This is a genomic window from Pseudomonas sp. SWRI77 (genome assembly GCF_014269105.1).
In the GTDB taxonomy this organism is placed as follows: Bacteria; Pseudomonadota; Gammaproteobacteria; order Pseudomonadales; family Pseudomonadaceae; genus Aquipseudomonas; species Aquipseudomonas capeferrum.
Window position 1 is genome coordinate 80,053 of record NZ_JABWRV010000017.1, and the last position, 19,822, is coordinate 99,874.

Below are 19,822 nucleotides of genomic sequence, written 5' to 3' on the forward strand. Positions count from 1 at the left end.
GTTCAGCCGCGCAACTGTTTGAGTTTGCGGTACAGCGTCGCCCGGCTGATCCCCAGTGCCTCAGCCGCGGCCGAAACATTGCCCTGATGGCGCGCCAGGGCGCCGCGAATCAGCTCCAATTCGTTGTCCTTGAGGCTACCGGAGGGCGCCGTGCCACTCGCCAGTTCGTCCAGCAGGCAATCGGTGAGGTGGTCAAGGGTCAGCACCTGTTCACCGTCCTCGCGCATGGCCAGCGCCGTGCGCACTACCATTTCCAGTTGGCGAATGTTGCCCGGCCAGTCGAAGCCTTCGAGCAATGTGGTCAGAGCCGGGTCCAGGGTTACGCCACGGGCATCGGACTTGTCCAGCAGGCTTTGGATGATCTGCGCCAGGTCATCACGCTCGCGCAGCGCCGGCAAACGCAGCGACACACCGTTGACCCGATAGTACAGGTCTTCGCGGAAATGCTGTTCCAGCACCAGGCGTTTGAGGTCGCGGTGGGTGGCGCAGATCAGCGCCACATCGATGTCCTGCTCGTCACCCGCCCCCAACGGCGCTACCCGGCGCTCCTGCAATACCCGCAGCAGGCGCGCCTGCAAGGCTAGCGGCATGTCGCCGATTTCGTCGAGGAACAGCGTGCCACCATGGGCCTGCATCAGTCGCCCGACCATGCCGCCGCGGCGGGAACCTGTGAAGGCGCCCTCGCGGTAGCCGAACAGCTCGGATTCGATCAAACCTTCGGGGATGGCTGCGCAGTTGACGGCCACAAACGGTTTGTCGGCCCGCGGGCTGGCCTGGTGCAAGGCCCGGGCGACCACCTCCTTGCCGGTACCGGTCTCGCCCAGCAGCAGCACCGGCAGGCCATTGCCCAGCCCCTGGCGGGCCATGCGCAGGTTGCGCGCCAGCCTTGGGTCGCCACCGGCCAGGGCGTCGAGTGCTGGCGACTGCTTGCTCAGCGTCGGCTTGCTGGCCGGCGTACTGCCATTGACCCGGCCATGGCGCGGCAGCTGCAGGGCACGGAAGTAGAACGCCCCCTTGGCCGTCTGCACACTACTCACCCCGCCCTGCCACAGGCGTGCGATGAATGCAGGTGAACGCTCGCCGAGCAGGTCCGTGCTGCGCCGGCCAATCAGCTCAAGGCGCGGCACTTGCAACAACTGGCAGGCACTGTCGTTGGCGGCCAGTACTTCGCCGTCCAGGCTCAGTGCCAGCAGGCCATGCCAGCAACTGTTGAGGTACTGCGGGCGGCTGTGGAAGGCCAGCACCAGTTGGTCCGGGTGGCACAGGCCGAACATACGGCTCTCGATGTTGCCAGCCGCCAGCATCAGCGTCGACAGGCTGTCCTGCGGTTGCGCCATCACCCCTTCGCGGGTGATGTCGAGCACGCCGATCACCTCGCCACGCGGGTCGCGCAGGGGCACCGAGGTGCAGGAGAATGGGCTGAGCCGGTCCAGGTAATGTTCACCGCAGTTGATCAGCGTCGGTCGGCCTTCCACCACGGCCGTGCCGATGGCATTGGTGCCGCGCAGCGACTCGCTCCAGCAACTGCCCGGGTGCAGGTCGCGCAGGCCCTCGCGGCTGAGTACGTGGGTCTGGCCTTCGATGGCCAGCACGTTGGCCTGGGCGTCGCCGAGGATGACGATGCCCGCCTTGCCCTGCCGTGCCACCAGGTAGTCCAGTTCCGGGGTGACGGCGTCGACCAGCAGGCGGTTGCGCTCCAGCAGCATGCGCAGGTCGTGGCCCTGCTCCAGCCCTAGGCCGACCTGCTCGCCCTGCAGGCAATCCAGGCCATGGCCCAGGCTGCGGCGCCAGGACGCGTCGATCTCGTCGCGCAGCATCCCCAGCGGCAGCTCGCCTTCGTTGGCCAGCTTCAGGCGGGCCTGGCGGGATTCATGCAGCGGGTCTTGGGCATTTATTATGGGGATATGTCGTGCCATTTGTACTCCAGCGCATGCTCTGGCACGGGCAGTGTAATGGGCCATTGTGCCGCCGCAGTCTGCATCAAAGAGGCGTGGGCATAATCAAAGAACACGAGGGTCGCACAAGTTTACATACACGTAAAGACAGGGAAAATACAGTCTACAGGTCCGCTATAGAGCAACAGCGATCAGGTGAAAAAAGCAAGATTGACCGCAGTTGATCATTCACGACAAGGCCGTCAGGGTGACGGCCTTGTGCATCATCAGCAAGGAAAGACAACGAGCGCTACGCCCGTTGCGCATCCATCACCTTCCCTCACGTCAGGTCATAGTCATCTATCCTCACCGGAGATGAGCGCCCGAGTGGGTCTTCGTAAATGGTGGGGTTCTTCAGGTAACGCTTCATTAGCTGTTCCGAAGTGAAAGTGTGTATACGTTCGACCGGCATCCACCTATTTCTAGGGTTAACATGATAAGTAACAGGTTTGAAGTTTTCATGTCGCTCCAGCATGGGCTTGCCATCCGCACCCAATACATAAGCGTGATCCTTATACACCCACTCCACCTTCCTAGGCTGCAAGTTGGCCCTCGCAATATCGACTCCAACGATATCTACAATTTCCTGATATGTATGCACGACATCGAATTTGGTCAGGGCCTCGCTTGACCCCCTAGCTTCCCCAACCAGCCCAGCGACTTCCATTGGCCCTCTGTAACCTTTTACCTCAACCCCAAGCTTCATGGCTAAGTCCCTGGCAAAGCTGCTCCCCGAATACTTACTGATAGTCGCCGAGTCGCAAACATGCAACTTTAACTCATAACCGTGGTAATTAACATTATGGTGATCCATATAATCAAGAAAGTCGTATGCATTCATTGAACTCCCATTCACTTCGATATAACCGGGCCCACCATGCCCTTCAATTACAAGCCGAGGCCTGCCCTTATGGGCATCTTCAAAGAGCCTGATGTCTCGACTCAAGTTTCTAAAGTTCGATCCTCCGCCCATTGTCCGGTTAAGGACAAATTTTGTGGAGGACGACCGCGACGCTGCGGCCGCTGCGCCGCCCGACATGCCAGCAGCCATGCTGGCTAGACCAAAACCGAACCCTACAACAGCCAACCCAGCTGATAAGTCTTTATCGCTGTCTTCCAACATGACTGAAGCGATTTCAAAACTGGCCGCTACCAGTGCCAACCCCGTCGTCGCGGCTGCCACAGCTAGGCTAGCGCCTCCCGTAAAGGGAGCCACCACAACATTGAGCACAGACATCGCGATACGGAATTCCTTGGTATACATTGCCGGTATCGCTTCTTGCCGGCTGTACTGGGCAACGACCTGATGACCGCTCGGGTCATGGTAGTTGACCGGATCACCCGCGCAGTATGCATACGCCGCGGGTCCACCGGCTCCAAATGGACTCCAACTATCCGGCGTGCGAAATGACATCAACTTAGGATCGTATACTCGATAGTTGCCCAAGTAGTAGGTGTCGTCCGGTAACAACACCTCGCCCTTGAAGCCAAGCCAATTCTCCCACTCGTCGCCTGCATCAGCGTAGCCATAGGGTGAGTAAGTATGGTAACTGACTGCCCCCTTCTGGTCGACCGTAGCGAACACAGTGCCGGCCGCGTCACGAAGTTCGAACGTGCATGATACCGACGGCTGACTTCCACCCTTTTTATCACGCCGCTGTTGCAGGTAACACCCCGGGCTCTCGTTAAGCAGAATCAGCTGCCGCTGCGTGACACCGCGCCACATAGTAGTGTTCGATGTTACCTGTGAGCGAGCGTAAACTTTGCCACCCCGATAATGAAGTTGGAAACCTCGGGTGGAGTCATTATTACCAGCCGTATAAAGACCCCGAATTCGACCGAGGTCATCGTAGCCGAAAGTCACGCTCACTTTGCCGGGAGCATAGACATTGCCACGCCACTCTGACGTTTTGACTTGCCCATTCTCATAATAACTGGTGCCAAACCCATTCCATCGACCCTTATCGTCACTCTTAATGACGGTTGAGCCGTGCTTGCTCAGCAAGCCTGGTTTTTTTTCAGTAAATTCACGATCGATGTGTGCACGCCAACTGGCGGAGCCGGGCGAAGCAGGTCTTGCCTGGAGATTACTAGAAATAACATTGCTCAGTACATCGTAGCTGAATGCCTGCTCATGGACAGTGTTTGTATTGTGAACATACCCTTGGCCCGTGGTGCTCCAGGTGATCAGGCGACCCTGCACATCGTACCCAAATGTTTCTTTGAAGTGCTCTTTGCTGGCTACCTTCAACGTATTTTCTTTTAACTTACCCGCTGATGTCAGCTTGCGTTCCATGACATGAGTGGGCATCCCTTCGCTGCTGAAGGTACGAGACGTTTCGTTACCCATTTCATCATAAGCATACGCCACTGTTACGGTGCGACCGCCCGCCTCATCCTTAACCGTTTCCTCCTTGAGATGGCCGTCATCCGCATAGGTAAAGGAAGTCTTGCATGCCTCGCTGCTCAAACCGCTCAGTCGCCCATACGCATCATACGCATAGTGGGTGACCGTGCCGCCGATATCCGTCACGTCCAACAACCGACCGCGTAGACTGTAACGGGACGACGTTGATAACGTTGCGGCCTTAGCGCCAGACGAACTATCGTGTACGGGGCACGTTTCAGTATAGGTAATGGTATCCATGTTCCATCGAGACACGTAGCCTGCCATTGCTGCGGGCCCCGTGAGGGCAGGAGCATTATTCGATCTGGAGGATCCGGGATAGCTGAATTCCTGTGAAACACCATTAACCGTGCGGGTAGAGACTCGCCCAAGGCTGTCGAGGGTCTGACTGCCCAGGGTAATGGCGGCGGCGTCGCTTCCGTGAACAGTGGTCAGGGTCGCATCAGGGCTAAGATGGGTTTGTGAGTATTCACTGCGCAGCTCGATGCCATTACTAACCTGTTTGGTTACCCGCCCAAATGCATCGTATTCGTAGGTTGATGACGGCTGCGAATTCGACGTTTTGCTGTTGAGCAATCCTGCTGAATTATAGCCATAGGCCACCTGATTGATTATTGTTTCCTTCTTGCCACTGCATGAACGCGACGTGAAGGATTGGAGTGCACCGTCGGAGGTAAACGCCAAGGTGCGTTTCAATTGGCGTGTCTTGTCACTGCTGCTAGCTTGGGTAAAGGTAAGGCTTTGGGTCGCAGCGTCGTACTGACTGCTGTATTCGAATGAGCCATGGGTAACACGGGTGCCCTCATTGGTCGCCGCCACAACTTTCGATTTCCGGTTAACCTCTTTATTTTCAGCATCTCGCAGTATATGTGTCACCGTGCAGCGTTTCTTGTCCTTATCCGCTGCCCACTGGGTAGTCTGGCTGGATAGTCGCGTGCCTGCCCCATCGTAATCGTACTCGACGAGGCTGCTCACCCGCCCTTTATCATCGCGGGTTATGCTTGCCCACAACAGCCAATTCGTTCCGTCTACACAACGTCGCACCTCTTGCTCACGCCCCAAAGCATCCACTGTCACACGTTGACCTGCGTTGGTTTCGCTGTCGATTGTCTGATAGCGAATATGCCCATTGCTCAGCAGTGCGGTGGAGTACTTCATTTTGCTTGAAGCTTCGTCGCCTTGGCTGTACTGCTCACCTTTAAGCAACCCCCCGTCGGTAAAACTCCAATCGGTTTGCAGGGCGTTGCTGTCTTTTGTCTGCACCACTTGGTCATTATAACCAGTAATTGTCTGGCTCGATGCGTACTGAGTGCTTCCGACTTCGAGGGTGGTGCTAAGGGTGCGTTGTCGTTTATTCTGAGCATCCACAGCACGGACAATCGACGTTTTTTTACGTGAACCGGCTATCTCCTTGCCTGTTTTATCAAGCAGGTAAACCGTCTGCGAAGTGACCTGACCGAAATCCGGCTTGCTTGCATCCGCACTGTATTCGAGCCGTTCGACTTGAATCCGTGTTGCGTTCCAATTCTTAAGTTTGAAACCATTAGCATTGAGTACGCTTTGTGCTCTCAGGCTCGCTTCAAGATTTTTCTTCTGCGCACTGTATTCTGACTTCTCGTCATCCGAAGGGGCATTCTTGATCTGTTTATCCAATGTCGTAAGCCAGTCCCCCGCAGCGCTTACTGCCAATTCAAAATGTCTGGTGCTGAGGTCTACACTTTCCAAATTGGGCCCTAGCACCATGAGTCGGTGTGTCGGCACGACAAGCGGCGTTGTGGCTATGCCGTCGATTGACGCTCGGGTCAAGGTCTCATAGCCATAATAGGTGACGTGTTGGACCTGTGGCTTGCCATCGACCACGTGACTGACCTTCTGCGACTCAACATGAGCAACAAGCCCGTTGCCGTCTCCAGGGTACTCAATCTTTATTGGCAGGTTGAATGTAGCTTTACCGTAATCGCTATGTGCAAGCGATGCACGAACCGACGAGAGCGTCCAGACACTACTGGTCAACCCCCGATCGCCACCCAGTTCCAGGGGTAACAAGTCAGTGTATTGCATGCCGAATAAGGCCCGATACATCCACGCACCGAAACCGGTCTCGGCGTGCACGGCCCTCCATTCCTCCACCTCATAATGCTTATAATTTTTATAATAGGTCCATTCAGTAATTTGCCCGCCTTCCTCCAGGCGCACCAAGTTACCCAGCGCATCGATTTTCATTACACTTTTTTGCTCGGCATGCTCGCCGGTTTTACACGTCGTTGTCAGAGTGGCTGTGCCAGACGCTTCATCCAGTTCGACCTCATGACGCCGGAAAGTAGTCACTCCACTTGCGGATGTCAACGTTTCTGACGTCTGCACGCCGTCCTTGTACTCCAGGACCTGAGTCGTGACCTTTGTATCGCTTCGCTTGAACGCAATAGTCGTCTTATCAACCTCATAGGTATATTCACGACTCAGCACATCGAGGCCATCGGCGAGAGAAACGGTATGGCATTGAACTTTTTTATCCTTGTACTTCAATGTCTCCGCATCGATCCTTTTCATTGCTTTTTTGTTGACCGTACCGTATTGGGTCTCAAGGCTCACGCCATTGATTCTGCCGCTACTTGTATCGATACGATAGGTTTGCTCTTCTGCCAGCGCATCGCCCCCGAGCACTTTTACCACCCAGGTGTTTTCTTCGACTTTTATATCGTATGTGATGGTATGCTGAGCAGTGGGGTAGACATCTACCGAAAACTGCGTATCCGATTTCCACTTAAGCTGCACTAAATCCTCAAGGTCGTCGGCGATTGAGAGCAGTCGTGGCTTGCGTGAATTCCTTTCGCCCCAGGTAAAAGTCAGCGACCTGCCTACGGCAGGTACGAAACGCGTCAACAATACGTTGGACACTTCCGAGGGGTGCCCTTCACCGCAACAATCGAATATGTAGATAGCACCATTTCTTGAGATAAGCGCCACCTGACATTCGTCCAACTCATGGTAATAAGAGTATTCCTGCTGATGCTCGGCAAGCTCATGTTCCGACATGCTGTCAATCTGTGCCTCACCGACAAGCCGCTCACGGCGTTCTTGGGAATTTGCGTACTCCACCCTTTTCTTGGCAAACACACTGGCGTCCAGCAAAAAACCAGCGCCCTCTTGGCGCCCATGGTTATTCAAAGACGTATTGACCCGTCGACCATCCGGATGCAGAAGCCCTTCGAATTCCAACGTGTACTCATATTCGCCGCTGCGACATTCTTCGTCCCACGTCACCAGTTTTAATTCTTGCGTCCAGGAACCCACTGGCAGCAGGCTGACATCAGGGCTGTCAATAGGAGAGCTTATGGCCAGCTCAAATAACGCCCCACCCTCTTCACTACCTAACATAGCAAGCGGAAGTTTCAACCCCCCTTTCCCAGTCATCGGATTTACTGCAATGCAATCAATTTTTTGAAAATTACAATAAAGACCTTCAACATCCTTGGCAATTGTCACGGCATTATTCGCGTTGGTCATTTCATCCACCTCTTGAGACATTCAGTGCTTGAATTTCCCGCCTGCTGCGATGACAGCATTCGCGACACACAACGCCCTGACAACTGATAAAAATGACAGTAGTCTCCCGACATTTTTCGTGCTCTCACCTTTGCTGACAACCCGCAGAGGCGCCCTTGCGCCCCTTTGCCAAGATGACAACTGCTGTTTTTGATAATTGCAGCTGAGCGCTAATTTCTCTATGCTCGCCGCGAGGACAGCCACATGCGCGTTAGGCTGAACTTTGCCTTGTAGGGATCTGCCTAGTGCACGCTGGCTATAGCGTTTGTTCCTCAATATTCATGCGCTTCTGCTCACCTGACTAATACGGTCCATTCGGCATGAGGGGAGTTAATCTTACGGGCACTGCTGCGCCGAACGCCTCTCAGCCCCTCGAGTTGTGAAGTAAGCGAGAATCTGAAAACAGGCGCTATGAAATGGAACAAGCCGAATACCCGGCGTGTGGGGCACCTGAAGCATATGCACTATGAAAGGAGCCAAGTCGCAGCTGCTGCCGGGAGGGTGGGGTTGAGGCCTTTGGGACGATGGCCGAATGCAGCCTTCGAGCGGCCTTGGCGGGGCCAGACCGGTCGTGAAGGGCTGCAAAGCGGCCCCTGCGACTTGTGCATCATCGCTGATCCCGGGGCCGCTTCGCGGCCCGTTCGCGACGCAAGGCCGCTCCTACAGAGGCCTGCGTCGGCGGGGTGTTTCAAGCGAAGGGCATCAACCTGACCCTATGGAAGGCCGACTGCCTTATTTGTGAGGGAGCTGTCGCACGGTCAGGTGGTCGAACACCAGCATCGCACCATCTTCTTCGGTATCGACCACCACGGTCAGCACCTCCGGCCCGTCGATGATCATCTCCTTGGTGCCGTACCGCATGGCGCCTGGCCCCTCATCCGACAGATCCTCATAATCACCGCCTATCGCGGTTTGAACCCCACAGTAGCTGTTGCACCCCCAGGCGAAGGTGACCAGCCGACGCCCTGCGCCTTCGAGTACCAGCTTGATCGTAGAGTCTGCTTCCAGGTGATGGCCCTTGATCAGGCCTTTGCTGCCCTCATGCGGCCCGTCACTCACGCCCCTCGTTCGTCGGTCGAGCTGGAACTCGACGCCGTGGGTAACCAGCCGCGCGCAGGACCCGGGCTGTACGTCTTCGAAATCTATGTGTGGTGTGGGCGTTGGTCGACCTACTGCCTGATCCCCTTCGGCATAGCCGAAGCTCATGATTCCAGACCGGTCTGTCGGGAATCGCACATTGATCACCGGGACCAGTTGCTCGTAGAGCTGCTGGTAGCGAAGCTGGTCATACTGCGCCTTGGCAAGCGCTTCGCGCTCCCCTTCCACATAGAAGAAGGAATGCACCGGCAACGCTCCCCCTTCGCCTTGCTTCCACACCGGCAGCAACACTTCATTGTTCACAGCCCATTGCGCATCATTCAGGCCCTGACGGGCCTGTAGAGCAGTATTGAACGCACCGGCCGACGCCGCCTCTGTTTGGCGCAAATTCCAGCCGCACACCCGGTAGTTTTCAGCCTGCGGATACCTGGCCAGCCATTGCTGCGCGGTATTAACCGCCAGGGCCTGGCAGGTGTCGGTGGTTTCTTCAAACCCTCTGATCGGGCCACAGCCCTGCAGGGTCGACCTCTGGTTGGTGTTGGCATTGATGGGAAACGTGCAGAGTACATTCAGATGGGCAAGGCTACCCGGCGGGGCGTATTGCGGAGGGTAAAGGATCAAGCCATTCTGGTTACCGAAGGGCTTGCCGAAGTTGCTGTCGCGGCGCACCCAGGAAAACGCCACGCTTCCCTTTTCCAGCTGGCTGTCGCTAGATTCCCAGGGCAAAAATCCGATACTGCTGCTGGTTGTACGCAGCGCGATGCCGCTACACAAATAGCCGGGCTTGTCCGGCCCACCGCAGTCGTCGGTGGTGCTGTTGTACCACGTGTTCAGTTGATGCAGCGCCGTCTCGCCGCGTGCGTTGAGCACACGCGTCGCATCAGCGGCCAGTAGCGGTGGCGTCGAAATGCCAAGCAGGAGGGCAGCGATCGGGCGAGACAAGTTCCTCATTACGGACTTCCTCTGTCATCCGTGGAATGTCCGCCGATTAATTCACTTGTAACAGTTTGCCGCTACTGGCAGAAATGACAGGGCGTGCTTCAAACTGGGCCAGCCTTTGCGGGTAAAACCACATCTGGGAGCGGGTTTACCCGCGAAGGGGCCCTCAAGGTGGATCACGGCTGCTGATTCTGGCTCAGGTACTTGTCCACTGTAGCCTTGCCCTCCCCCGCATCTCCCGCCACCTGCCACAGCCGCCGTTCAATCCCTTGCGCCAGCAAGTGCCCTACCGCTGACTCGATCGCCGACAATACACAAAGCTGCGCGGGTTCATTGGTGGTGTACCCCACCTCCGCCTCCAGCAACTTCTTGAACTCGATGAACTTGAACACCCCCGCACTGCGCCCCACCGAATAGATGGTCTTGCTGGTCATCACGTTGGCCAGCACCTGCCCGGTGCGTACGTCCACCGCGCGCAGGTTCACGGTCACCTGGTCGACCCGGTATTCGCGGGAGATGTCGATGCCCAGGTAACGCGCCCCTTCCCCGCCACTGCGCACGTTGGTGTCGTAGGCGATGATGCCGCCTTCAAGCATCAGGTTGGCCGCCTGCAGCGGTGGCAGCTCACCCATGATGTTCTCCGCCACATCCGGCTTCTTCTGCGAGGCGCGGATGATCTTGCGCTCGGTCAGCAGGTTCTGCAGGCCTTCACGCTCCAGCACCACGAACCAGCCACTGGCGCTCAGGGCATCCATCAACATGCTGGCCGCGCCCTGGGTGACGCTGGTCGAGAACGAACTGGCCGGGGTCGGCTTGTACTGCCCAGTCTGGTCACGGAAGCCATACACCACCGCCATCAGCCGGCCTTTGGGGCGTGGCATGTTGATCAGGTCGTAGTAGGTCGAGGCCCGAGGGGTCAGGGTCGGGGTTTCCGAGTCCTGTTCGGCCGACATAGGGTCGCGCAGGCTGCAGCCTTGCAGGCCGTGCAGGGCGGCGAGGATCAGCAATGTGCTCAACAGACGTTTCATGGTGTTCTCTCCCCAACTCAAAGCCCTTCCCTCTCAGGGGTTCAGGCCGCTGACCTCAATGATCGAGATTTCTCCGGTGACGCGGTCGGTGACTTTGATGCTCAAGGCACCCGAGTCGTCGATCACATCGATCAGGAAGGCATCGGTTGCCATGCTGCCCGTGCTGCCATTACTGATGTTGTCCAGCAACTGCGAGAGCATTCGCGACTCCAACTGGTTGCTGAAGCGCTCCAGGGCCGTGGTGCCCGAAAAGGCGGAAGCACGGTCCTTGAGGTCGGGGTCGTCGTAGTCGTTCTGTGCCTGGGCGTTGTTCAGCAGCCAGGTGCCGTTGAGCGGGTTGCCACCGAAGGCCGGGTTGACCGGGGTGTACACCAGCTCCGTGGCCTGGGCGGCACAGGCGCTGGCCAACAGGCAGGCGGCGATGCAATGGGGAATGCGGGTTTTCATAGCTCGTCCCTCTCCAGATCGGTGGTGTCCTGCAGCAAGCGTTGCAGCTTGCGTTGAATGATCTGCTGCTTGACCAGGTCGGCGGCCGCGACAGCCTCGTCTTTGAGTTCCGTGGTGTTGGGTGGCAGGAAGCGCCGGTACAGCACTTCGCGCTCGAACTCCACGGTAACCAGGCTGCCCCAGCGGGCATCCGGGCGTTCGCGCACCACCAGGTTGAAATCCAGGCGGCTGGTGGCACGCAGGCGGTCGGCGAAGTAGTAGTAAAAGTCGTGGCCGATGTGCGAGATGGTGTTGTCGACGATGAAGCCCATCATCTCGTCCTCCTCAGCCGCCTTCAGCAGGCTGCAGGGCGATGCCGCCAGCAGCAGGCTCAGGCACAGCGCAGCCAGGCGTTTCATGGCGTGTCTCCCGCGCCGGCCTGGGGCTGGGCACCGTTGGGGCTGTCGGCGAACGCCTGCTCGGCGACGAACTGCCAGTCGCTGTAGTGTTCCAGCCCTTCGAAGCCCGACCACTCGGCAGTAAAACCACTGTGCTTGAACGGCGTGGCATCCGAGCGGCTGTGTACGCCGGTGATGCGGCCATCGATCGAGCGCAGCAGGCCCCAGTCATCGCTGTTGGTGATCGGGTCCGGGTAGAGCCTGCGGATGTGCCGCTTGGCCTCGGGAAAACGGTTGTCCTGCAGCAGGTCGGCCAGCTCCTGCGGGTACTGGGCCAAACCCGGCGAGGCGCGGTAGTAGCTGCGCAGGGCCTGGGCATACTGGCTGCCCACCCACAGCAACTGGCGCTCGTGATCGCGCCGGGCAACGCTCGACCAGACTGTCCCGGTGGCGGCCAAGGCCACGCTGCTGACCGCAATCAACAGCAGCACACCCAGGTAGGTGAAGCCGGCACAGGCCTTACCATTCGGCATAGAGGCTGCCATCACGCGCCCTCCCTGTAGCACCGCTCTTGATATCGGCCACGCCGCCGGCCACGCCCTCTGGCGGCGGCAGCAGTTGCCAGGCATCGCTGCGTTCGGTGATCGGGTCGACCGGGGTGCTGCGCAGGTAGCGCAGCTCCACCAGTTGCTCCAGCGAATCGGGGTAGTGCCCGGTGTCGCCGTAGAAGTGGTCCAGCGACTCGCGCAGCACCGCCAGGCTCTGGCGCAGCGTGGCCTCGCGGGAGCTCTCCAGGCTGTTGAAGTAACGCGGCATGGCGATGGTCATCAGCGTGGCGATGATCGCCATCACCACCAGCAGTTCGATCAGGGTGAAGCCTTGGCTGCGTTTCATGGCCGTCACCATTGCCCGTAGGGGATGTTGTTGAGGCCTTTGCCACGGGCCTTGGAGTACACGTCGAAGACGTCTTCGCCTTCACGCGGGCTGTCGGGGCTGCTGTCGTAGGCACGCAGGCCCCAGGCCCCCTCGTCGTCATCCTTGGCCGCCAGCAGCGGGTCGTGGGGGATGCGCCGCAGGAAGTAGAACTTGGCCCCTTTGGCACTGCGCACATCGCGCACGCCTTCAACCAGCACCTGCAGGTTTGGCGGGTAACCGCTGGCATCCAGGCGCTTTTCGATGTAACCGGCGTCGAAGGCACGCTTGTAGGCGTCGATGGCATCGCGGATCTGGTACAGCGCCTCGCGCAGCTGTTGCTCCTTGCCGCGGCGCACCACGGTTTCGGTCAGCGGCGCGGCCATGCTGGCGAGCAGCCCAAGCAGTGCCAGGGTCAGCACCACCTCGATCAGGCTGAAGCCTTGCACGCGGCGTTTCATGGCCGTGGGCTCCCGTTGGCGGGCACTACGGCCATCTGGCTTTCGACCACCGGCTTGTCACTGGACGGCGCAGTGCCCGGCACCTCCATCGGTGGCAGTGGCGCCATTTGCCGCACCTGCAGGCTCGACTCGGTGCCGGTGGCGAACTCCATGTCAGACGGGCTCTGGTACGGCAGGTTGCGCACGATGCGCGGGGTGATCGCCAGCACCAGTTCAGACTTGCTCATGTCGTCCTTGTTGCTGCCGAACAACCGGCCCAGGCCGGGAATGTCGCCAAGGCCCGGGATCTTGTTGCCGCTGGCGTTGTGGTCGTTGCGCACCAGCCCGGCCAGCACCTGGGTTTCGCCGTCGTGCAGGCGCAGGCTGGTCTGGGCGTTGCGGGTATCGACCTGGACTGGGATGGTGCCCTGGCGCGTGGCTTCCAGCGGGGTGGCGTTGCTCACTTCGAGTGCGATCTTGATCGCCACTTCGTTGTTCAGGTGCACGGTCGGCTGCACTTCGAGCTTCAAGCCCACATCCAGGTAGGTGACACTCTCGGTAATCACCGGGCCCTGGGTCGAAGGCACGGAGGTGGCGCTGATGATCGGCACCCGCTGGCCAATGTGGATACGCGCCTGCTCGCGGTTGCTGACGCGAATCACCGGGCTTGCCAGGGTGTTGATGTCTTTGTCCTGGGCATTGATCTTGGCCTGCGGCGCCGGCGAGATGCTGATGCGGCTGGAGTCGATGCCGCGCAGTTGGTCGAGCACGCTGACCGACTTGCCGTCGGAGGTCAGCACGCCGAAGGTGTTGGGCCATTGCAGGCCGAGGTCGAGGATGCGCGAAGTGGCCACCTCCATCACCTCCACTTCCAGCACCACCTCGGGGTTGGACTGGTCCTGGGACTGCAGCAGCTTCTCGGCCATGCGCACGGCATCGGGGCTGTCGCGCATGGTCAGGGTGTTGAGGCGCTCGTCGACGAACACGTCACGGGTCTTGAGCATGGTCTTGACCATGTTCAGCGCCGTGTTGGCGTCGATGCTGGTCAGGTAGAACGTGCGCATGACCAGTTCCTGATAGTCCTTGGTCTTTTGCGGCGAGTCGGGGTAGATCATCAGGGTGTTGTCGTTGACGATCTTCTGCCGTAGCTGGTTCTGCTCCAGCAGCAGAGCCACGGCGTCCTCGATGCGCACGTCGCGAACGAAGATGGTGGCCTTCATGTCCGGGCGCAGGTCCTTGTCGAAGATGAAGTTGATGCCGGCGACCTGGGACAGCACTTCGAAGATGGTCTTCAGGTTGGCGTCGCGAAACTCCAGGGTCACCGGGCGTTCCAGCTTGCTGCGCAGTTGCGGGAACGGCTGCGCGGTGCGCGCCTGGACGTTCTCGATGTCACTGCGCAGGGTCATGCCCTTCTGGTTCTGCGGGTCCAGGCGCAGCACTTCGCGCATGTAGCGCTCGGCGCCGAACAGGTCGCCCTGGCGCAGGGCCGCCTGGCCAAGGGCGACACGTTCGTCGAGGGTGCGGATCAGCTCCAGTTGGCGGATGCCTTCCTGGGCGCGGCGGTTGTTCGGTTCGATGCTCAGCACCCGGCCATAGCCCATGCGCGCACCGGCGAAATCGTGGCGGATGCGGTCGCTGTCGGCCTGGCTCAGCAGCGCCTCGACCGCCGCTTGGCGGCCATGGGCCAGGGCGATGTTCAGCTCGGTGTCGCGCGGGTCTTCACGCAGGGCCTCTTCCAGACGCGCGATCCCGGCTTCGTACTGCCCCTCCTTCATCAGTTCTGCGCTGTCTTCACGTACCGCACTGGAGCCGCAGCCTGCGATGGCTACGCACAGCGCCAGAAGCAGGAACGGAGCAGGCTTGCACAGCTTTGACGACTTCATGGTGCGCTCCCGACAGACAAGGTCTGCGACTGGTGCAAAGGCAGGTAGACCAGGTCCAGCTCATTGGCCGAGACCCGATCGAGGCGGTAGGTGTCTTCGATGACGTCGCCCTGGCGCACGACGTACAGTTTTTCGCCGCTCTGCAGAAACACCTGCAGGTCGTCGCGATCGCCCAGGCGGCCGACGAACTGGAAGGGCAGCGCCGGGGCGGTGGGCGCGGCAACCACCACAGGCGCGGCGATGACCGGTTGTTCGGTGACGGTGGCCAGGGTTTGCGGTTTGCTCCAGCGCTGGCTCGGGAACAGATCGGTAGAGACCCGTTGCGACCCCTTCGCGTCAGCTCCGCGCCCCGATGTGTCCGCTTCCACACGGTCAGGGGTACTCACAGAACCTGTAGCAGCAGGCTTGCCCGCGAACAGCCCCACACTGTCCTCTTGGCCGAACCAATGCTCCGGCGCCCACGCCAACGCGGCAGAAAGCCCTAGAAACCCGGCCCAGATCACCGCACGTTGAGTCTTCATCACGACCTCGACAAGTAGAGGGTCATGCGCAGGCGGGCGTTGAGCTCGCTGTCGCCGATGCGTTTGCGTTGCAGCTCGAGGTCTTCCAGCACCAAGGTTGGCAGCTGGCCCAGCAGGCCCTTGAGGAAGCCGCGGATCTGCGGATAGCTGCCGCGCACCGGCAGCACGATCTGGTAGCGCGCCAACTGGGTTTTCGGGTCGATGCCCAAGGCATATTCGCCGCGTGCCAGGCTGATGTGCTCGGCACTGGCCAGGTGATACAGGCGCTCGATCAGCTCGCTGGCCTGCGGCTGCCCAGGCAGTTGCTGGCGCAGCGTGTCGAGGGCCTGCTGCTCGGGTTTGACCGCGATCTTCAGCTCGCCCCGCTGCACCCGCCCCACTTGCACGCTGGCGTCCGCCTCGCTGGCGCGCAGTTCGCGCACGGTTTGCCAGTGCGGCAACACAGCGGCCAATGCCACGCCGACGGCCAGCAGGCCAACGGCGACAGCGGCTAGGCCCACCGGGCCGATGCGGCGCAGACGCTCCTGCATGATCAGGCTGCTCAGCGGGTCAGGGACGCGCATGGCCGGTCTCCCAGGTAGCGGTAAGGGTGAAACGCACCGGGTGCTCCGGCTGGCCCACCATCACCTCGTGGTTGAGCAAGGAAACATCGCTGAGCTCGGCGCTGGCCTCCAGGCGCTGGTGGTACTGCAGCATCGCCTCCAGGTTGCGCGCCTCGGCGGCGATGCGTACCTGGCCCTTGCGTGCATCCGGGGTCAGGCCAAGCAGCGCGACATCGTCCTGCGGCTGCGCTTCGAGCATGGCGAACAGCTGCTGCCAAGGCCGTTGCAGCTGCTGCGAGACACTGCGCATCTGCGCCAGGCGCTCGGCCTGTTCGCGGCTGGCAGCACTGCTTTGCGGGGCCGCAGTGGCCGGGCGCCGGCCCAGTTGCAGTTCCAGGCTGTGCAGGCGGCCTTCCAGGTCGACCTGCTCGACCTGCAGGCGTTGTTGCAGCACCACCAGGGCGGCCACCACGGCGCAACCCAGGGCCAGTAGCGACCAGGCCAAGGCGCCGCTGCGCCGGGGCTGGAATTCCAGGTCGAGGCGGCGCATGTCAGGCCACCGCCCGCCACATGGCGCACAACGGGTCGGCTTCGCTGGCCGGTTGGCACAGCTGCACCGCCGCCAATTGCGGCACGTCGCCGCGGCCGGGTGCATGCAGGTACACCCGTGGCAGATGCTCCCCGTACAACTCGCAGGTGCGTTCGATCAGCGCCTGCAGGGCCTGGTCGTTGTCGGCACAGCCTTGCGCCAACACCTGCTGCCAGGCCCCCCCGGCGGCCAGCAGCAGCACGCTGCGGCGTGGCTCGGCGAGGACAAACAGGAAGTCGCCCTGCCCCAGCTGCGCCGAGCAACGGTTGTAGGCGGCCATCAGGTATGGCTGCACCGAACGCAGCTGCAACCGGCTTTCCCGCCCCAGTGCCTGCAGCCGTTGCAGCAAGGCCTCTGGCAGCGCGGTGGCAATGCGCGCGGCGCCTGCCGGCTCCGGCGAGAGGACGATGCGCCAGTCGCCCAGCGACTGCCCGTAGAGGTTTTCAAAGCATGCCCGCGCATAGGCATCGAGTTCGCGCGGGTGGCCGATGGCATCGCTCCAGGGCACCAGGCAGAAGCGGCTGTAGCGGGCCGACAGCAATACCCGCAACTGGGCACCGCGTACGGCGTGCTCGGCAAGCAGCGCGGCCAGCGCCTCGAGGGCGGCGTCCCAGGCCGGTTGGGCCGCCTCGCAGCTGAATTCGCGGCTGCCTAGCCACTGCTGTTGGTTGGCGTGCCAGCGGCCCAGGCCTACACCCTCGGCGCCGAGCACGGCACAGTATCTATGAGCACCACGATCACGCGATAAATGTGACACGGTTGATCTCCTCAAGGGTGGTGCGGCCTTCACGGACCAGGTCCAGGGCCGAGGCGCGCAGCAAGCGCAGGCCGCGCTGGCAGGCGAGTGTCTTGATCTGCGAGAGGGGGCGGCGTTCGACGATCATCTGCCGCAGGTCGTCGTCCAGATGCAGCAGCTCGGCGATGGCACTGCGGCCGCGAAAGCCACTGCCGCGGCACTGCCCGCAACCCTGGACGCGGACAAACGTCCAGCCGGCCACGGCGTCACGGGTCAGGCCTGAGGCCAGCAGGGTTTCATCGTCCACCTCGCAGGCTGTGGCGCAGTGCGGGCAGGCCAGGCGAATCAGGCGCTGGGCCAGGATGGCGTTGAGCGCCGAGACGAAGCTGTAGGGGTCGACCTGCATCTGGCTGAAGCGGCCGATCACATCGAAGACGTTGTTGGCGTGAATGGTGGTGAATACCAGGTGCCCGGTCAGGGCCGACTGCACGGCGATCTGTGCGGTGTCGGGGTCGCGGATCTCGCCAACCAGGATCTTGTCCGGGTCGTGGCGCAGGATCGAACGCAGGCCGCGGGCAAAGGTCAGGCCCTTCTTTTCGTTGACCGGTATCTGCAACACACCGGGCAGTTGATATTCGACCGGGTCTTCGATGGTGATGATCTTGTCCACGCCATGGTTGATCTCGCTGATCATGGCGTACAGGGTGGTGGTCTTGCCGCTGCCGGTGGGGCCGGTGACCAGGATCATGCCGTAGGGCTCGGCGGCCAGCCGGCGCAGGGCGCGCAGGGTGTCGTCGGCAAACCCCAGGGCCTGCAGCTGCACACCGCTGACCTTGTCGGACAGGTCCTGTTTGTCGAGCACCCGCAGCACGGCGTCTTCACCAAAAATGCTGGGCATGATCGAGACGCGGAAGTCGATCTGCCGTTCGCCCACGGCCACCTTGAACCGGCCGTCCTGGGGCACGCGCTTCTCACCGATGTCGAGCTCGGCCATGACCTTGATGCGCGAGATCACCTGGTCGGCGAAAGCGCTGCCGCTGGCCTTGCCGGCACCGTTGAGCACGCCGTCGATACGGTACTTGATGGTCAGGCCCTGGCCGGTCATGCCCAAGTGGATGTCGCTGGCGTGCAGCTTGAGGGCGTCGTAGAGGGTCGAGTTGACCAGTTTCACCACCCGGCTCTGGTCTTCGCTGATGCTGGTCAGCGACAGGCGTTGCAGCGGGTCGCTTTCGCTGCTGGCTTCGCTGTCGTGGTCAAGGGCATCGACGGCATGGAAGCTTTCTTCGTGGCGGGCCAGAAACGTCGCCAGCTCGGCGGCGTGGGCCAGGTACAGTGGCGCGCCTTGCAGCACATCGTCGATCCAGGCCAGGCGCGAAGAGTCGAAGGGGTCGGCGAACACGCCCAGCAGTTCGCCTTCGCGCTCGATCAGCACGAATTCGCGTTTCAGGCACTGGGCCAGGCTGACCTTGTCGAAGCGTGGGCTGCTGGCCAGCAGGGCTTGGCTGTGCAGCACCGGGTAATGCAGGGTGATGCCCAGGCGGTGGGTGAAGGTGCCTGGGGTGTCGTTGGCCAGGCGTTCCAGGCAGTTGAGCAGGCGTTCTTCACCGGCTTGCAGACGGGCCTGGGCCAGCAGGTCACGCGGGTAGGCACACAGTGGCTGTGCTGGCTGCAGGGGTGTGGCGGCTGTATCGACTGCTTCGGACATGGCCTGCGACTCCACTCAGGGGGCGCGTCGCAGGCTGGCTCAGCCAGGGTAGCGGGCGCCGCTATTCCCCTGTGAGCAGTTGTTCGTCGTCAGCACCTGGGGGCTTTGCGCCATTGCGGCGGCGTTCGGCCAGTACCCAGCTACCATCGTACAACTGCAGGGGGAACGATTCGTTCCTGGTCTGGCGTCGTTCGACGAACCCTTCTGCCGGGTTGTCCGTGGCCCTGCGCCGGCGCTCGATGCCCATCAGGTCGAAGATCGCGCGGGCCAGTTCCGCCAACGGGAACGGCTTGAACAGGACATGGGTCACACCCAGTTCGGCGGCGCGCTCACGGACCTCGGCAGTCGGGTGGGCGGTGATCAGCACGAAATGGCACTGCCTGTTCTTGCGCACGGTCTCCAGAACCTGAAACCCCTCCATGTCGGGCAAGCGGTAATCCAGCACGATCACTTGCGGTGCCAGGCTTTCAGCCTGCTCGATACCACTGGCACCGTCGTGGGCAACATGAACATCCAGGCCTTGCGCCTGCAAATACGCTTGCAGGTTCTGCGCGAGGGTCTGTTCGTCATCGACTACCAATACTCTGTTCACCAAGGTCGACTCCCCAATACTGCCCGGTTACCCGGTCTGCGAAGTGCGGCCTCGATAAGGCTTGAGCAGGCTTCGTGCCAGGCGTGAATAATCATGCTGCACCACTGTAAGTCGTTGATCTGGCAA

General features: G+C 60.7%; 16 protein-coding genes. All 16 read right to left on the reverse strand.

Annotated elements, in window-relative coordinates; all coding sequences use genetic code 11:
- Positions 1–2 precede the first annotated feature (2 nt).
- The 16 genes from HU766_RS17140 to HU766_RS17215 all read right to left on the reverse strand — a co-directional run bounded on the left by HU766_RS17140 (position 3) and on the right by HU766_RS17215 (position 19,699).
- Positions 3–1,916 (reverse strand): sigma-54-dependent Fis family transcriptional regulator, encoded by a 1,914-nt coding sequence (locus HU766_RS17140; RefSeq protein WP_186659144.1) that lies wholly within the window; start codon positions 1,914–1,916, stop codon positions 3–5.
- Positions 1,917–2,214: 298 nt separating this feature from the next.
- Positions 2,215–7,848, reverse strand: coding sequence for an RHS repeat-associated core domain-containing protein (locus tag HU766_RS17145; RefSeq protein ID WP_186659147.1), 5,634 nt, complete (start codon positions 7,846–7,848; stop codon positions 2,215–2,217).
- Between the two features lie 771 nt (positions 7,849–8,619).
- Entirely contained in the window at positions 8,620–9,936 is a 1,317-nt protein-coding gene (locus HU766_RS17150) for a hypothetical protein (protein ID WP_186659151.1), read from the reverse strand.
- A gap of 164 nt (positions 9,937–10,100) precedes the next feature.
- The gene (locus tag HU766_RS17155) at positions 10,101–10,952 is read right to left on the reverse strand and encodes a CsgG/HfaB family protein (protein WP_186659155.1); all 852 of its coding nucleotides are present in this window, start codon (positions 10,950–10,952) and stop codon (positions 10,101–10,103) included.
- A 33-nt stretch (positions 10,953–10,985) separates the two neighbouring features.
- Positions 10,986–11,399, reverse strand: a complete 414-nt coding sequence (locus tag HU766_RS17160; protein ID WP_033697605.1) for a curli assembly protein CsgF — start codon at positions 11,397–11,399, stop codon at positions 10,986–10,988.
- On the reverse strand, positions 11,396–11,797 hold the full coding sequence (csgE, locus tag HU766_RS17165) for a curli production assembly/transport protein CsgE (RefSeq protein WP_033697604.1): 402 nt from the start codon (positions 11,795–11,797) through the stop codon (positions 11,396–11,398). Before csgE ends, HU766_RS17160 begins: the two co-directional genes overlap by 4 nt.
- The gene (locus HU766_RS17170) at positions 11,794–12,321 is read right to left on the reverse strand and encodes a type II secretion system protein (protein ID WP_186659158.1); all 528 of its coding nucleotides are present in this window, start codon (positions 12,319–12,321) and stop codon (positions 11,794–11,796) included. The genes csgE and HU766_RS17170 overlap by 4 nt, the downstream gene beginning before the upstream one ends.
- Positions 12,296–12,670 (reverse strand): type II secretion system protein, encoded by a 375-nt coding sequence (locus HU766_RS17175; RefSeq protein ID WP_186659163.1) that lies wholly within the window; start codon positions 12,668–12,670, stop codon positions 12,296–12,298. Before HU766_RS17175 ends, HU766_RS17170 begins: the two co-directional genes overlap by 26 nt.
- A 5-nt stretch (positions 12,671–12,675) precedes the next feature.
- Positions 12,676–13,149 (reverse strand): type II secretion system protein, encoded by a 474-nt coding sequence (locus HU766_RS17180; RefSeq protein ID WP_033697600.1) that lies wholly within the window; start codon positions 13,147–13,149, stop codon positions 12,676–12,678.
- The gene (locus HU766_RS17185; protein WP_033697598.1) at positions 13,146–15,011 is read right to left on the reverse strand and encodes a secretin N-terminal domain-containing protein; all 1,866 of its coding nucleotides are present in this window, start codon (positions 15,009–15,011) and stop codon (positions 13,146–13,148) included. Before HU766_RS17185 ends, HU766_RS17180 begins: the two co-directional genes overlap by 4 nt.
- Positions 15,008–15,532, reverse strand: coding sequence for a hypothetical protein (locus tag HU766_RS17190; protein ID WP_186659168.1), 525 nt, complete (start codon positions 15,530–15,532; stop codon positions 15,008–15,010). The genes HU766_RS17185 and HU766_RS17190 overlap by 4 nt, the downstream gene beginning before the upstream one ends.
- Positions 15,532–16,095, reverse strand: coding sequence for a type 4a pilus biogenesis protein PilO (gene pilO, locus HU766_RS17195; protein ID WP_033697594.1), 564 nt, complete (start codon positions 16,093–16,095; stop codon positions 15,532–15,534). Before pilO ends, HU766_RS17190 begins: the two co-directional genes overlap by 1 nt.
- Positions 16,082–16,624: a pilus assembly protein gene (locus tag HU766_RS17200; RefSeq protein ID WP_156310325.1), complete on the reverse strand. Its 543-nt coding sequence runs from the start codon at positions 16,622–16,624 to the stop codon at positions 16,082–16,084. Before HU766_RS17200 ends, pilO begins: the two co-directional genes overlap by 14 nt.
- A gap of 1 nt (position 16,625) precedes the next feature.
- The gene (locus tag HU766_RS17205) at positions 16,626–17,420 is read right to left on the reverse strand and encodes a hypothetical protein (RefSeq protein WP_186659171.1); all 795 of its coding nucleotides are present in this window, start codon (positions 17,418–17,420) and stop codon (positions 16,626–16,628) included.
- Entirely contained in the window at positions 17,401–19,104 is a 1,704-nt protein-coding gene (locus HU766_RS17210) for a GspE/PulE family protein (protein ID WP_186659174.1), read from the reverse strand. The genes HU766_RS17205 and HU766_RS17210 overlap by 20 nt, the downstream gene beginning before the upstream one ends.
- A 61-nt stretch (positions 19,105–19,165) precedes the next feature.
- The gene (locus HU766_RS17215) at positions 19,166–19,699 is read right to left on the reverse strand and encodes a response regulator (protein ID WP_186659177.1); all 534 of its coding nucleotides are present in this window, start codon (positions 19,697–19,699) and stop codon (positions 19,166–19,168) included.
- Positions 19,700–19,822: the final 123 nt, after the last annotated feature.